We start from the raw sequence: 14,591 nt of genomic DNA, 5'->3' as shown, positions 1-14,591 counted from the left end.
GGTGGTGGTCATCGCTGCTCCTCAGCCAGTTCGTTCAGCATGCCGACGATGACGTTGCGGGCCAGTGGGAGCTTGAAACCGTTGCCCGACAGGGGTCTCGCTGAGGCGAGTTCGGCCTCGGCGGCCGCGCGGAAGGTGGCCTCGGTGGCCGGAGCGCCGAGGAGCATCTCCTCGGCCGTCGTCGCCCGCCATGGTTTGTGCGCGACACCGCCGAGGCCGATGCGTACCGCGCGCACGGTGCCGCCGGCCACTTCGAGGGCGACGGCGGCGGAGACGAGGGCGAAGGCGTAGGAGGCGCGGTCGCGGATCTTGCGGTAGTGAGAGCGGGCCGCGACCGGCAGGTGCGGCAGATCGATGGCGGTGATCAGTTCGCCGTGTCCGAGCACTGTGTCTCGTTGGGGGGTGTCCCCGGGGAGTCGGTGGAACTCGCCGAACGGGATGTTCCTTTCGCCTTCGGGCCCCTGTACCCGCACGACCGCGTCCGTCGCCGCGAGCGCGACCCCCATGTCCGAGGGATGCGTGGCGACGCACTTCGGTGAGGTGCCGAGGACGGCGAGGTCTCTGTTGTGTCCCTCGATCGCGGAACAGCCGGATCCGGGCTCGCGTTTGTTGCAGGGGGTGGTGACATCCTGGAAGTACACGCAACGGGTGCGCTGGAGAAGGTTGCCGCCGCACGTCGCCATGTTGCGCAGTTGCCCGGAGGCGCCGGCCAGCACGGCCTGGGACAGCATGGGGTAGAGCCGACGGACCCGCGGGTCGGCGGCGAGGTGACTGTTCGTGACGGCCGCGCCGATCCGCAGTCCGCCGCCGGGCAGGTCGTCGATCGTGCTGGAGGTGAGGCGGCGGACGTCGACGAGGACATCGGGCGTTTCCACTCCGAGCCTCATCAGATCGACGAGGTTGGTGCCTCCGCCCAGATACCTGGCGCGCGGCTCCCGTGACAGCAGGTCGACGGCGGCGGTCGCATCCCCCGGCTTCTCGTAGCGGAAGGGAATCATCGCGCCACCTGCTCGATCGCGGCTCGGATGTTGACGTAGGCGGCGCAGCGGCAGAGGTTGCCGCTCATCCGCTCGGCGATCTCCCCGTCGTCCAGCACGACTTTCTCGGCGGTGAGGTTCCCGGTCACGGCGCTGGGCCAGTCGGCGTCCGCCTCGGCCAGCATGCCCACCGCGGAGACGATCTGACCCGGTGTGCAGTATCCGCACTGGAACGCGTCGTGGTCGACGAAGGCACGCTGCATGGGATGCGGCTCGTCCCCGTCGGGGAGGCCGGCCGCCGTCACGATGTCCGCTCCCTGGTGGGCGACGGCCAGTGCGAGGCAGCTGAGCGCGCGCTCGCCGTCGAGGAGAACGGTGCAGGCACCGCATTGGCCGTGGTCGCAGCCCTTTTTCGGACTGGTGTTGCGCAGCCGTTCGCGCAGGGCGTCCAGCAGCGTGGTGCGGGTGTCCACCGTAAGCCGGTGCTCTACCCCGTCCACCCGGAGCATGATGTCCGCGTCCAAGACGTCGTTCCTCTCAGGAGTCCCTATCAGGAATGCGGCTGTCAGAGCCGCGATGCGCCGGCGGATGGCCGCTCGGGCGGCCATCGTTCTGGTTCGGTGTCAGCCGTGGGCGTCCGGCGTGGGGCGGGAGCTGGGGCCGTTGCCCGGCGGGCTGGGGCTTGAATCGAGGGCCACGGGCCATCGCTTCCAGATGGCCACGTGCAGGATGACTCCCATGCTGAGGGCGCTCACGCTGTAGGAGACCCAGTCGTCAGGGTGCAGGCGTCCCCAGTCCACGGTGTCCGCGTAGGAGTAGAGGGCCCAGTACATCAGTCCCGCCACGGCGATCGAGGTGAGCACGACGCCGGTACGGCCCGGTGGCGGGGTCAGCAGCGTCCACGGCCAGCGGTCGAAGAGCATCGCCACAACCAGAATGGCCGCGATTCCGCAGCTGCAGGCCGCGGTCACCTGCCGGGCAGTCATGTCCAGGGCATGACGCAGGAGCGTGTAGGTGGCCCAGGCACAGGCAATCACGACCACATTGGACAGCGGAAGACGGACGGCCCTGCGTCGCACGGCCGTGAACGGCCATCCGCGCAGCACCATGAAGAACACCAACTGCCAGGCGCCCAGTGCGGTGAGCCACGCCCCGTAGACGACGGATGAAACGGGGCCTCCGGGATCGCGGAGGCCGTCCTGCGCGGGTGTGTCGAGGTGTACCAGGAGGAGGTAGGCGCCTGCCCCCACGGCCCAGGCCGTCGCGAGTGCCGCGACACCGGAGGTGAGTCGGCCGAGCCGGCGGAAGGGCCAGCCCTCGCACACCAGCGTCAATTGAAGGAACGCGGTGAACACCCCCGCGGCGACGGGCAAGGTGTGCGGGAAGGTCTCCACGTGTCCGGGACCCGGTTCCGGATCAAACAGGGCGCTTGTGTCGAATCCCGCGACAACGGCCTGGCCGAGAAGAGTGAGAACCACCGCCGCGGCGACGGCGACCAGCGTGTCCGTCAGTCCCGACCAGCCCGCACGCAGCGTGCTGCCGGGCCAGTCCTCCCACCAGAAGGCGATGGTCGCGATGGCCGGAAGAGCGAAGGTGGTGAGCGGGGCCAGTACCTTGAGGGACGAGACCGGCCCGCCGGCGCCGAAGGCCAGCAGGAAGAACAGCGGGAGCAGAAAGGTCAGCCCGGCGAGGCCGATGAGGGGCTGCCCCCGCCCCGGAGCAGGGGCCGGCGCCCCCATACCGGGGGTCGGCGCACTGATCGGTGGCCGGGCCGGCAGCGGAGGAGTTCCGACATATCCCCGGGCCCGGTCGCCGCCGGCCGCCGGAACCGGCCCGGATGTGCCGCTCCCGGCGACCGCGCTTACCGGCAGGTGATGGCTGCTGCCTCTCATTGCTCGTTCCGGTCCTGCCGGGGCAGGGGTTGCCCGCACTCCGGAACACCGGGTCGCGCGCTGCTGGGAAAAGCCGTCTCTCCGGTGGCGACAAGGACGGTGGGGGTGTCGATGCGCACACTCCTCGATCGTCTGGCCAGGTCAAATTCTTCGTTCAGTTTGCACGTTTTAATACACTTTGCCAGCGAATCGCCGATCCGGGTGTGTTTCGTAGATGTCGGCTTCGGCGTTCCCGTCGGACGCGGACGCGAGTGACGTGCTGCAGCCGGGCGAAGGGCGCACCACCACCCGGCGGCAGCTCCTGTGCCTTGGAGCGCGCCGCTCCCCGGACCATTCGGCACCGCCCCTCAAGGCGGCCGTTCAGTGTTGGGTGCCGGTCGGCCACTCCTGCGAGGCGTCCGCTCCCCAGCTGGCCAGCAGGCGAAGCGCCTCCTGTGAGGGCGAGCCGGGCTCGGCGTGGTACGTCGTCAGCGACTGCTCCTGATCGCCGGGGAGCGCGAGGGTCTCGTAGCGCAGCGTCAGCTCGCCCACCATCGGATGTGACAGGCGCATGATGCCGTGCGTCTTCCTCTTGACGTCGTGGGCGGCCCACAGCCTGCGGAAGTCGTCGCTCTTCATGGACAGTTCACCGATCAGTGAAGCGAGGAGCGGATCGTCCGCGTGCAGACCGGCCCACAGCCGCAACTGTCCCACTACGTCGGACGCCTTGGTCTCCCAGTCCGTGAAAAGCTCCCGGGACGCCGGGTCGAGGAAGGTGATCCGGGCCCAGTTGCGATCCTGCGGGGCACGGGCCGCCCAGTCGCCGAAGAGGGCGGAGGCGGTTTGATTCCACGCCAGTACGTCCGCCCGGCGGCCCCACACGTACGCCGGTACGCCTTCCATCGCCGTCAGCAGCTCCCGCACCGCGGGCCGCACCTGCTGGGGCCGCGGCGCGGGCTGCGACCGGGGCCGCTTGGGCCGGGCCAGGCGCAGCAGGTGGGCGTGCTCGGCGTCGGAGAGTCCGAGCACGCGGGAGATCGCATCAAGCACCTCGTGCGAGACGTTGCGGGCGTTGCCCTGCTCAAATCGCGTGTAGTACGCCGCGGAGACTCCGGCGACCTGCGCCAGCTCCTCCCGCCGCAGGCCCGGCACACGGCGTCGCCGGCTGTGGTCGGCGAGCCCCACATCGGCCGGCTTGAGGCGAGCCCTGCGGGTGCGCAGGAACTCACTCAGCTCCGCACGCGGATCAAGTCCTCCGTGCGGGTCGGGCCCCGGAGCCGGCTCCAGGGCGGCTGACAGTCCGGTGCGGGTGACGCGATGCATTGCCATGTTTCGAGTATCGCTCCGACTCCGCGGCCCAGCCTGTCCCTACTGGTGATAGCCACACGAGACGTAGACGAAGCGGGTGTCTGGCTAACACCGTGCGCCCGCAGCACGCTCGATGTGGCCCTGACCAGCGGCTCGCAAACCATGCCGCACCCCGTGCGGCACTTCACCGGGAACAGCCTGTCCTGCGTCGGTGGCCTCCCGTCAGGGTGCCAAAAGCCCTCGGGCCACACCCAGCTCCTGGAAAGGATCATGACCGACACCATCACCGGGTCCACAGCCCCGACCGCGACGGCTGCCCGGCAGGACCGCCTCCCGGGCAAGGCCCTGCTCGGCCTCTTCCTGGCCGGCTTCATCAGCATCCTCACCGAATGCCTCCCGGCCGGTCTGCTGCCGGAAATGAGCCGCACGCTCGACACCAGCGTCTCGCTGACCGGTCAGACCGTCACGATCTACGCCCTCGCCACCGCTCTGGGGGCCATCCCCCTCGCGCGGATGACGGCCGCCTGGCCGCGCAAGCACGTCCTGCAGCTCGCACTGGCCATGGTCGTCGTCACCAACGTGCTCACCGCGCTGTCCGGCAACTACACACTGACGCTGGCCCTCCGCTTCGCCGCAGGTCTGGGGACCGGACTCATCTGGCCTCTCCTCGGCGGTTACGCCGCCCGCCTCGCACCCGCGGGACGGCAGGGCCGTGCCATCGCCATCGCCCTGGCCGGAACCCCCATCGGGCTGGCCCTGGGTATCCCCCTGGGAACCTGGCTCAGCAGCCTCGGCAGCTGGCAGCTCGCCTTCTACGCCTCGGCCGCCGTGAGCGCGGTGACCATGGCATGGGTCCTCGTGGCACTACCGAACCTGCCGGGACAACCGGTCAAGGCGCGTTTCACGATCCCGCAGGTGCTGGTCATCCCCGGGCTGCGCCCCATCCTGTTCGCGCTGGCCACCTACATGATCGCGCACAACATCATCTACACGTACATCACCGACCTCCTCTCCTACGCGGAAATGACCGACCAGACAGGCTGGATCCTGTTCACCTTCGGGATCACCTCCGTACTCAGCGTTCTCGTGGTCGGTACGCACATCGATCGTCACCTGCGCACGCTCGTGGTGAGCAGCACGGTGCTCTTCGCGGCCTGCGTGCTCGTACTGGCCGTCTTCGCGGATACGCCGGCGCTGGTCTACGTCGCCGTCGCGGTCTGGGGCTTCGCATTCGGCAGCTCCCCGAGCCTGTTCATCGGTGCCGCGATCAACGCCACCAAAGAATCCGCCGACGTGGCCCAGTCCCTGACCATCACAGTCTTCTCCGCCTCCATCGCGGCCGGCGGCTTCATCGGTGGCCTGCTCCTCGTGAACCTGAGCACCGCCTCGATCACCTGGGCGGCACTGATTCTCCTGACTGCCGCAGCCGCGACCACTGTCGCCGGCACGAAACACGCCTTCCCCCAGAAAGCGTGACGCGGTGACACATCGCAGCCGCAGCGCTCCACCAATAAACGATCCATCACCTGGGGCAGCCCAGCGAACCGAATACCGGAGATCTCGAAATGAGCAGCATCCCTCCAGCGCCCACCCAACGCACGCGAACCGGACACTGCCTGTGCGGCTTGGTCAGCTACCGATTCGATGCCCAGCCCGAGACTGTCGTCCTTTGCCACTGCGCCCACTGCCAGCGACACAGCGGCGCGGCGTTCTCAGTGAACGTTCTGGTGGCCCGCGACGCCCTGGAAATTGAAGGAACACCGAAGTCCTACCAGACCGTCGGGGTCGAGAACGGCAACCTGCGGGACAGGCTGTTCTGCGGCGAGTGCGGTACTCCGATCCTCACGATCCTTCACGAACGGCCCGATCTCGTGATCGTCAAGGCTGGCACCCTCGATGACCCATCGGGACTGGAGCCGTCCGCCGAGGTGTGGTGGCGCCGGGCCCAGGACTGGATCGAACCGGACCCGAAGCGAGCGAGATTCGACGGGGACGCGAAGTAGAACCCCGCCAGAACCACGGCTGTGCCACCCCTGTGCGCCGAGGGTCTGGCGAGAACCACACCTCCCCTATCCAGTAAAAGAAAAGCACCAGGAGTGGATCATGACCTTTCGCACAGTCAACCCGGCCACCGGTGAACTCGTGGAAGAGTTCCCGCTGCAGTCGGACGAGGACGTCTTCGCCGCACTGGAAACCGCGGACACGCTTTACCGTGAAGACTGGAAGTTCAGGCCGGTCGCGGAACGGGCACGAATCGTCAGCCGAGCCGCTCAGATTCTGCGCGCGAAGCGGGATGAATACGTGGAACACCTGACCCTGGAAATGGGAAAGGTCACCCGCTTCGGCTACTTCGAAGTCGACCTGGTCGCCGACATTCTGGACTATTACGCCGAGCACGGCGAGAAATTCCTCGCGGAACAGCCGCTGCCCGGCGAGCCCGGAGCGAAACTGACCGCCGAGCCCATCGGCGTCATCCTGGCGATCGAGCCGTGGAACTTCCCCTACTACCAGCTGGCCCGGGTCGCCGTGTCCCAACTGGTCGCGGGCAACGTGGTCATGATGAAGCACGCCGAGAGCGTGCCGCGGTGCGCTCTGGCGTTCGCGCGGCTCTTCGAGGAAGCAGGAGCGCCCGAAGGGGCTTACACGAACCTGTTCTGCGACATCGAGCAGATTGCCACGCTGATCGACGACTGCCGGGTACGCGGCGTCACCCTGACCGGCAGTGAACGGGCTGGGGCATCGGTCGGCGAACGCGCCGGACGCAATCTCAAGAAGGCGGTCCTGGAACTGGGCGGCAGCGACCCCGCCCTGATCCTTGAAGGCGCGCCTCTGGACCACGCCGTGGAACAAGTCGTGATGGGACGCACCTACAACTCGGGGCAGGGCTGCGTCAACATCAAGCGCGTCATCGTGGTCGGCAGGGAACGCGGCGCGCAGATGCTGGCCGCGCTGGCGGAGCGCTTCGCCGCGATCGAGGTGGGCGATCCGAAGGACGAGACCACCCTGGTCGGCCCCCTGGCCAGTGAGCGGGGCCTGGAAGGGCTGCTACGGCAGATCGAGGACGCGAAGGCTGCGGGAGCCAGGATCGTGCACGGCGGCAACCGCGTCGACCGCCCCGGGTTCTACCTCGAACCGACGATCATCACGGACATCGACGAGAACAACCCGCTCTACCAGGAGGAAGCCTTCGGGCCAGTGCTGTCCTTCTACGTCGTGGACAGCGAGGAAGAAGCGATCCGCGTGGCCAACGCCACGAGGTTCGGCCTGGGGAGCTACGTCTTCGACGCCGATGTCGAGCATGCCCAGCAGGTTGCCTCTCGCATCGATTCCGGCATGGTCTACATCAATTCCTGCTTCTCCGACTCACCGAGCCTGCCCTTCGGAGGAGTCAAGAACTCCGGATTCGGACGAGAACTGTCGGAGCTGGGCATCGGCGAATTCCTCAACCGCAAACTGGTGAGGATCGCGCCATAGCGTGCGCTGCCGACGAATGCCTGTGGCAGCGGCCCGACGGCGAAACAGGGCCTGGCACCTGGCCCACCGCGCTCACCCATGTCGCCAGGGGTGAGCGCGGTGGGCCAGCCGGTGTCCGCAGGTGCTCGATGTAGGTCTCCGCGTCACCGGCGAAACACCCGCAACGTCGTCCTGGGAAGACGGGTCTGATCCGGACGCTGGAAACCTCCTGACCCCCGCGCATGCTTGCCGAGCGGTCACCGGACGGGTGGCCGGTAAAGCAGCAGGAGGAACAGATGAGCATCAGGACACACGCGGTGGGTGGCCAGGGACTGACGACGTCGGTCGAGGGACTGGGCACGATGGGGATGACCGCGTTGTACGGCAGCCGGGACGACGCCGGGTCGGTGGACACCATCCACCGGGCGATCGAACTCGGAGTCACCCTCTTCGACACCGCCGACATGTACGGCCCGTTCACCGGCGAAGAGCTCGTCGGACGCGCACTGGCGCCCCACCGGGACCAGGTCATCGTCGCGACCAAGTTCGGCGGCATGCAGCTCGACACCACCGGCAAAATCCTCGGCGGCCCGAACGGTCGTCCCGACTACGTGCGATCCGCGGTGGAGGGCTCACTGAGGCGGCTCGGCACGGACCGCATCGATCTGTACTACCAGCACCGCGTGGACCCCAATGTGCCCGTGGCCGAGACCTTCGGCACCCTCGGCGAGCTCGTCGCCGAGGGCAAGGTCCGCTACCTGGGCATCAGCGAGGCATCTGCCGAAACCATCCGGGAAGCTCACGCCGCGGCGCCCCTCTCAGCCGTGCAGACCGAGTACTCCCTGTTCACCCGAACCGTGGAGACCAACGGCGTACTCGACACCGTACGGGAACTGGGCATCGGTTTCGTCGCCTACTCACCGCTGGGTCGCGGGCTTCTGACCGGTCAGCTCCGCTCGCTCGACGAGCTGCAGGCGGACGACTGGCGCCGTACCGCGCCCCGTTTCAGCGAGGAGAACTTCGCCCACAACCTCGCCCTCGCCGACCGTGTGCGGGTGCTCGCCGAAAAGGCCGGCGTCACTCCCGGGCAGCTGGCCCTGACGTGGGTGCTCACCCAGGGGGTCACCGCGATTCCCGGCACCAAGCGGCGCGCCTACCTGGAGGAGAACGTCGCCGCCGCGACGCTCACCGTGGACGCGGATACGCTGAACGCGCTCAGTGAGGCGATACCGGCCGGTGAGGTGGCGGGTGAGCGTTACGTCACGCAGGCGATGCGGGCAATCCAGGAGTGAACAACGCTATGGACCACAACGACCTGGGAAGCTTCCTGCGGGCACGGCGCGAGGCGCTGCGGCCGGCCGACGTCGGCCTGGTCGCCGGCGGCCGGCGCCGCACCCCCGGGTTGCGGCGGTCCGAGGTCGCGCTGCTGGCGGACGTCTCCGTCGACTACTACGAGCGCCTGGAGCAGTCCCGCAACGCGCACCCCTCCCCGGCCATGCTGTCGAGCCTGGCCAGGGCGTTGCGACTGTCCGGCGACGAACGCGACCACCTCTACCGGCTGGCCGACTACGCGCCGCCGCTGACCGGTGCGACGGGCCGGTACGTGGACCCCGCGATGATGTACCTGCTCGACGCTCTGACCAACGTGCCCGCGCACATCTTCGACGACCTCTCCACGATGCTGGCGCAGAATCGGCTCAGCAAGGCGCTCTTCGGCTCCTGGGCAGTGGGCGACGACCGCGCCGGCAACGTGACCTGGCGCTGGTTCACCGACCCCTCCTCCCGAACCTTCAACATCACCGAGGAGCACGCCGGGATCGGACGGAGCTACGCGGCAGACCTGCGTGCGGCTACCGCCCGCAGAGGTGATGACCCGGTGGCCAACCGGCTCATCACTGACCTGCTGCGGGAGAGTGAGGAGTTCGGACAGTACTGGCGGGAGATGGCCGTGGAGCCGCTCCGCTCCACCCGCAAGCACCTGATCCATCCGCACGCGGGGCCCCTCGATGTCCAGTGCGACGTCGTTCTCAGCTCAACCACCGGCCATCGGATGGTGATCTTCCGGCCGCAGCCCGGATCGCCCACCGCGGAGAACTTCAAGTTTCTCGACGTACTCGGCGAACAGACATTCAGCGACTGACTCATCCGGTACATACCAGGATGGGTGGAAGCCCTCGTAGCAGAGAAACCGCATTGAATGCGACGTGGACAACGGACAACCTCAAACCCTGTCCATAACTTCCGCTCTGTCTCCCGCCCGAAGCCGTTGTGCGACGGGCTGTTGCACGTGTCAGGCGGGAGGCAGTAGCGAGATGACGTCCGCATCGGAATGGACGCGTTCGGCGTAGTTCGTCATGTGCCGCTGTCCTGAGGCGTAGTCGAGGCGTTCTTTGTGCTTCGCGAGGCGCTGCTCACACAGGTCGATCATCTGCCCCCAGTCGTAGACCCAGATGGAGGTCTGCCCATCGTCCTGAAGACAGTTTTCTGGCAGCCTGTTGCTGCTCATGGCCCAGGCGAGATCGGTGTCGATGGAGTTGCCGACCAGCCAGAAGACCCAGCGTGTCGTTTTGTCGTGGCGGAAGCGTTCGTCCTGGGTGACGGCGCGCGCGTAGGAACGGATCTGCTGGGCTTCCGTCTCACCCAGTCGGACGGTGGGCCGCTTCAGTTCCACCACGAGGTGGCGTTTGGTCGAGTCGGCACCGGCGGCGCACGAGAGCATCAGGTCCAGGCGCCCCGCTAGACCATTGGCTCGCCGAATCGGTTTGCGGGCGCGCGGAACCTTCGGCTGGAGAAGGGCAAGGTGACGGTCGCACGCTTCTGTGAGGCCGATTTCACTGGCGGCGCCGGTGTACTCGTCGCCGAACACCCATAGTTCCTTCTCCAGCATGCGGTGCAGCTGGTCCTTCTCTCGAAGGTCCTGGCGAGACTCCGGCTCGAAGAGCAGCTTCTTGAGCAGTGCGAGGAAGTCGATGCGATCCAGTACGAGAGCGTTGGCGGCGATCAGGTTGGACAGCGGCGTCTGACGGACCAGCGTCTCCAGGCGTTCCTTGTCGGACGACGAGAGCTGGAAGAGCTCGTCCAGGACACGTGGCATTGCGGCCGGCTGTCTTCTCAGTGCCTCGCGCAGGAGGACGAGTTGGGTGCGCTGCGTTTCCTTGGTGCCCTTCAGCCGTTTTCTGATCAGTACGGCGACTTCGTCGAAGGTCTCTCTTTCCGCCGCTGCGGTCTCGCTGGTTGGTTCCCCCGCGTACGGGTACACACCTTCCCTGATCCATCTCTGGACCTGGTCGCGGGTGCGTTCGCGCTCCCGCTCGTGGAAATAGGCCCGTAGTTCTTCCCTGGCTGCCATGACGGCCAGGCCCAGTGGGGTGTCGTGGTGCTCGAACTCCCCCTCAAGCAGGTTGTGTTCGGTGATGTGCGCGAACTTGTCCCAGAGCAGGTACGCGCTGTAGTGGAAGTCCGGCGCTGGTACGCCGGCTTTGAGGGTGATGCGGTGTACGCCGTCGCCGTCGCAGATCAGCAGCTCGCGATTGGTCGGTTTCGTCTTCCACTCGATGACCCGCAGTACAGGGCCTTGTCCCTCGAAGCCTTGCAGGATCAGCGGCACCTCGTGACGGCGGTCGATAGCTTCTTCGGGGTCGAGTGCTTCCCCCTGCCACGACACGGTGACGCCCGGATACTTCATCAGGTACATCGCGAATCGGCGTGTCATGTCGTCGCGCACTGCCCCGATGGTCAGTCGGTTCTTACGGGGCGCTTCACCGATGACGCGGACCACCGTGCCTGTCTGCCCGACATCGGGCTGGGGCCCCTCGTGCTCGAACTCGGTCGCCCCGTCGGTGAATCTGACAGCTGAGCGATCACGCGCGCCCGCAGTGCCGTCGGCGACCGTGGTCCACGAGGCGGTGGAGCCGAGAGCCAGAACGCGAAAGCGCCCGTAGCCGTGGCGCCCGTGCAGCTGTCGGCCCTGTTGCAGGGTGCCGGGAGCACCGCGCTTCCATGAGCCGCCTATCCCGCTGAACGCTGCCGTCACCGACTCGCTGGGGATACCGAGCCCGTCATCAGTGATGACCACTGCGTCCACAGCCTCGAACTCATTGATCTCCAGGTCGACGCTGACGTTCGTCGCATCCGCGTCAACCTCAACCGCCCCCAACGGGTCGTTCCTGCGGGCGACGTTCTCCAGAAAGTCAGGCATGACCTGAACGGGAATCCGCATCGAGCCAGCATTCCACTCAACAGTGGTCAAGCAGGCCCTTATCCGTTGGATAGCTCCCCAGAGCCGCGTTTTTCCCAGCTTCCGCTGCTGCCGCGCTCGCCCCTGTCCGACGGTCGTTACGCGCGGTGGTGACTGGCGAGGGCGAGGCCCGCCGCGATCGCCGATATGCCGCCAAGGACCAGGTACATCGTCGGGTAGCCGCCCAGCGGTACGGCGAGGGCGGCTCCGGCGAAGGGGGCCAGAGCGGCGGCTGCCGTGGTTGGCGCTCCGAGGAGTCCGGACAGGCGGCCGTAGTGGGCTGTTCCCCAGCGGTCCGTGACGGCGGTTGCCTGGAGCAAAGTGAGGTTCCCGCGGACCATCCCTACCGCGATGGACAGGGTGACCAGTAGAACGTAGGGGCCGGGGGCCAAGGCGAGTGCCGCGGTGGTGGCGCCCCCGAGGGCGATCAGTGTGGTGGTACGGGCTGTTGCCCCGGTACTGCGAGCCAGAGGGGCGTAGAGGGTGCGGCCGAGGGTTTGTCCTGCGCCGCCGAGCCCGAGTGCCCATGCTGCTTCGGCGCTGGTGTAGCCCCGCTCCAGGATGAGCGGGACGAGGGCGATCACTGCGGCGGAGACGGTGAACGCGGAGAGCGTCAAGGCGGCGGCCAGTGTCCAGAACGGGCCGCTGCGGGCGACGCGGTCTGCTCCGATGCTGAGCTGCTGGGGGCCCTGAATGGCTTGCGGCCAGGGCGCGTTGAGTGCGAGTGCGTGGGTGGGGACGGTCACTGCGGCGAGGACGAGTGCAAGGACGCCGTACGTGGCTCGCCAGGACATGTGGTCGGCGAGCGCGGCGGTGATGGGTGCGAAGACGGTGGAGGCGAGGCCGCCCGCGAGGGTGACGATCGTGAGGGCGCGGACGTGGTCAGGGGCCCACCAGCGGGTGAGGGCGGCGAAGGCGGGCTGGTAGAAGGTTGCTGCCATCGCGAGGCCGGCGAGCAGCCAACCGGCGATGAAGAGCGGCAGGTTCGGGGCGGCGGCGATGATGAGGAGGCTCACGACGCCGAGGAGGGAGCCTGCGGTCATGACGGTGCGCGGGCCTCGGTGATCGATGATGCGGCCGACGCGGATGCCGGCGAAAGCGGAGATGAGCAGCGCGAGGGAGAACGCTCCTGTTGTGGCGCCGGGCGGCCAGCCGATGTCCGCGGTGATGGCGGGGTTCAGTACGGGGAAGGCGTAGAAGATGATGCCCCAGCTGGTGATCTGTGTGGCACACAGTGCGGGGAGCACGGCGCGGGGCCGCGACCGGTCCCCTGTTCCGGTCGCGGCCCCGCGGGTGTGAAGCTCCGTCACGAGCAGCAGCCGCCAGGGGCCTGCTCACCGTCGGCCGCTCCGGTCGCCGTGGCGCCGATCTGCACGAGCGCGGGTTCCGGTGCGCAGCAGCCCCCGCCGTCGCTCTGCTCCGTGCCGGCGGGGTCGTCGAAGAGGCCGGCGCCGCCGCAGACTCCGCTCTCGGGAAGGGTGAGTTCGACGCGGTCGGCGGATTCGGTGTCTCCGGCGATGGCCGCCACCACGGAGCGGACCTGCTCGTATCCCGTCATCGCGAGGAAGGTGGGCGCGCGGCCGTAGGACTTCATGCCGACCAGGTAGATACCGGGTTCGGGGTGGGACAGTTCGCGGTGTCCGTGGGGGTAGACGGTGCCGCATGAGTGCTGGTTGGGGTCGATCAGCGGTGCCAGTTCGACCGGTGCCTGGAGTCGCTCGTCCAGACGGAGGCGGATCTCGGAGAGGAAGGACAGGTCGGGGCGCAGGCCGGTGAGGACGATGATCTCGTCGACCGGGTCGAGGCGGCGGCCGTCCTCGCCGGTCAGGACCAGGCGTCCGTCCCTGGCGGGCTCGACGGACTCGGTGCGGAAGCCCGTAACCGCGTCGGCGTATCCGTTGTCGACGGCGGCCTTAGCGGCCAGGCCGAGCGCGCCGCGGGCGGGCAGCTGGTCGGCGGTGCCGCCGCCGAAGGTCGAGCCGCTGATACCGCGCCGCAGGATCCACACCGTGTGCGTGCCCGGTTCGTCCTTCGCGACTTCGGCAAGGGTGGCGAGGGCGGTGAACGCGGAGGCGCCGGAGCCGATCACAGCGGTGCGCCGGCCGGCGTAACGGGCGCGGACGGCCGGGTCCTTGAGGTCGGGGACGCGGTAGGAGATACGCGCGGCAGCGGCGCGTTCGCCGAGCGCGGGCAGTCCGTCGGAGCCGATGGGGCTGGGGGTGGTCCAGGTGCCGGAGGCGTCGATCACGGCGCGGGCGAGGATCCGCTGCTCGGTGCCGTCGGTGAGCCTGATGCGGACGGTGAAGGGCTGCTGCTCGCGGTCGGCGTCGACAATACGGTCGCGCCCGAGCCGGGAGACACCGGTGACGGTCGCGCCGCAGCGGACCTTGTCGCCGAGGAGGTCGGCCAGCGGCTGGAGGTACTGCTCGGCCCAGTCCGCGCCGGAGGGGTAGGCGGCGCCGTCGGGGGCGGTCCAGCCGGTGGGCTCCAGGAGCTTCTCGGCGGCCGGGTCGACGAGTTCGGACCAAGTGGAGAACAGCCGTACGTGCCCCCACTCGCGTACGGCGCTGCCCGCGGCGGGCCCGGATTCCAGGACCAGGGGCTCGATGCCGCGCTGGGTGAGGTGGGCGGCGGCGGCCAGGCCGACGGGGCCGGCTCCGATCACCACGGTCGGCAGGGCGGTGGTGGACACGTCGGTGAGCGGCGCAGACACGGCAACTCCTCCTTGGTTCGACATCCGTCAAT

12 protein-coding genes are annotated in these 14,591 nt (G+C 68.2%); 5 read left to right on the top strand and 7 right to left on the bottom strand.

Features of this window, described 5'->3' with window-relative positions; genetic code table 11:
* Nucleotides 1-8: 8 nt before the first annotated feature.
* The 4 genes from IEY79_RS31795 to IEY79_RS31780 all read right to left on the bottom strand — a co-directional run bounded on the left by IEY79_RS31795 (nucleotide 9) and on the right by IEY79_RS31780 (nucleotide 4,177).
* Complete coding sequence (locus tag IEY79_RS31795) at nucleotides 9-998, bottom strand: FAD binding domain-containing protein (protein WP_189111112.1); 990 nt, start codon at nucleotides 996-998, stop codon at nucleotides 9-11.
* Nucleotides 995-1,501 (bottom strand): (2Fe-2S)-binding protein, encoded by a 507-nt coding sequence (locus IEY79_RS31790; protein ID WP_189111111.1) that lies wholly within the window; start codon nucleotides 1,499-1,501, stop codon nucleotides 995-997. Before IEY79_RS31790 ends, IEY79_RS31795 begins: the two co-directional genes overlap by 4 nt.
* A gap of 99 nt (nucleotides 1,502-1,600) precedes the next feature.
* Entirely contained in the window at nucleotides 1,601-2,716 is a 1,116-nt protein-coding gene (locus IEY79_RS31785) for a hypothetical protein (protein ID WP_189111110.1), read from the bottom strand.
* A gap of 513 nt (nucleotides 2,717-3,229) precedes the next feature.
* On the bottom strand, nucleotides 3,230-4,177 hold the full coding sequence (locus tag IEY79_RS31780; RefSeq protein ID WP_229701295.1) for a helix-turn-helix transcriptional regulator: 948 nt from the start codon (nucleotides 4,175-4,177) through the stop codon (nucleotides 3,230-3,232).
* A gap of 249 nt (nucleotides 4,178-4,426) precedes the next feature.
* Here IEY79_RS31780 and IEY79_RS31775 point away from each other — a divergent pair, with 249 nt between their 5' ends.
* The 5 genes from IEY79_RS31775 (at nucleotide 4,427) to IEY79_RS31755 (ending at nucleotide 9,749) form a co-directional block, all read left to right on the top strand.
* Nucleotides 4,427-5,632 carry an MFS transporter gene (locus IEY79_RS31775; RefSeq protein WP_189111109.1) on the top strand — a complete coding sequence of 402 codons (1,206 nt, stop codon included), beginning with the start codon at nucleotides 4,427-4,429 and terminating at the stop codon, nucleotides 5,630-5,632.
* A gap of 89 nt (nucleotides 5,633-5,721) precedes the next feature.
* On the top strand, nucleotides 5,722-6,159 hold the full coding sequence (locus tag IEY79_RS31770) for a GFA family protein (protein ID WP_189111108.1): 438 nt from the start codon (nucleotides 5,722-5,724) through the stop codon (nucleotides 6,157-6,159).
* A 139-nt stretch (nucleotides 6,160-6,298) separates the two neighbouring features.
* Complete coding sequence (locus IEY79_RS31765) at nucleotides 6,299-7,630, top strand: NAD-dependent succinate-semialdehyde dehydrogenase (protein ID WP_229701293.1); 1,332 nt, start codon at nucleotides 6,299-6,301, stop codon at nucleotides 7,628-7,630.
* A 275-nt stretch (nucleotides 7,631-7,905) separates the two neighbouring features.
* A complete protein-coding gene (locus IEY79_RS31760; protein WP_189111106.1) occupies nucleotides 7,906-8,901 on the top strand; it encodes an aldo/keto reductase in 996 nt (331 codons plus the stop codon).
* An 8-nt stretch (nucleotides 8,902-8,909) separates the two neighbouring features.
* On the top strand, nucleotides 8,910-9,749 hold the full coding sequence (locus IEY79_RS31755; protein WP_189111105.1) for a helix-turn-helix transcriptional regulator: 840 nt from the start codon (nucleotides 8,910-8,912) through the stop codon (nucleotides 9,747-9,749).
* A gap of 150 nt (nucleotides 9,750-9,899) precedes the next feature.
* Here the strand turns inward: IEY79_RS31755 and IEY79_RS31750 are convergent, their stop codons facing one another.
* From IEY79_RS31750 to IEY79_RS31740, 3 genes are all read right to left on the bottom strand, one after another.
* Nucleotides 9,900-11,858, bottom strand: a complete 1,959-nt coding sequence (locus IEY79_RS31750; protein WP_229701292.1) for an ATP-binding protein — start codon at nucleotides 11,856-11,858, stop codon at nucleotides 9,900-9,902.
* Between the two features lie 86 nt (nucleotides 11,859-11,944).
* Nucleotides 11,945-13,156 carry an MFS transporter gene (locus tag IEY79_RS31745; protein WP_189111104.1) on the bottom strand — a complete coding sequence of 404 codons (1,212 nt, stop codon included), beginning with the start codon at nucleotides 13,154-13,156 and terminating at the stop codon, nucleotides 11,945-11,947.
* On the bottom strand, nucleotides 13,153-14,559 hold the full coding sequence (locus IEY79_RS31740) for an NAD(P)-binding domain-containing protein (RefSeq protein ID WP_189111103.1): 1,407 nt from the start codon (nucleotides 14,557-14,559) through the stop codon (nucleotides 13,153-13,155). Before IEY79_RS31740 ends, IEY79_RS31745 begins: the two co-directional genes overlap by 4 nt.
* Nucleotides 14,560-14,591: the final 32 nt, after the last annotated feature.

It is taken from the genome of Streptomyces camponoticapitis (assembly GCF_014646115.1).
In the GTDB taxonomy this organism is placed as follows: Bacteria; Actinomycetota; Actinomycetes; order Streptomycetales; family Streptomycetaceae; genus Streptomyces; species Streptomyces camponoticapitis.
This window is presented reverse-complemented; position numbering and strand designations above follow the sequence as displayed.

Excerpts from the sequence above, each read along its gene's own strand:
- IEY79_RS31795 (WP_189111112.1), bottom strand. The coding sequence starts at position 998 with ATGATTCCCTTCCGCTACGAGAAGCCGGGGGATGCGACCGCCGCCGTC.
- IEY79_RS31785 (WP_189111110.1), bottom strand. The coding sequence starts at position 2,716 with ATGGGGGCGCCGGCCCCTGCTCCGGGGCGGGGGCAGCCCCTCATCGGC.
- IEY79_RS31780 (WP_229701295.1), bottom strand. The coding sequence starts at position 4,177 with ATGGCAATGCATCGCGTCACCCGCACCGGACTGTCAGCCGCCCTGGAG.
- IEY79_RS31775 (WP_189111109.1), top strand. The coding sequence starts at position 4,427 with ATGACCGACACCATCACCGGGTCCACAGCCCCGACCGCGACGGCTGCC.
- IEY79_RS31770 (WP_189111108.1), top strand. The coding sequence starts at position 5,722 with ATGAGCAGCATCCCTCCAGCGCCCACCCAACGCACGCGAACCGGACAC.
- IEY79_RS31760 (WP_189111106.1), top strand. The coding sequence starts at position 7,906 with ATGAGCATCAGGACACACGCGGTGGGTGGCCAGGGACTGACGACGTCG.
- IEY79_RS31755 (WP_189111105.1), top strand. The coding sequence starts at position 8,910 with ATGGACCACAACGACCTGGGAAGCTTCCTGCGGGCACGGCGCGAGGCG.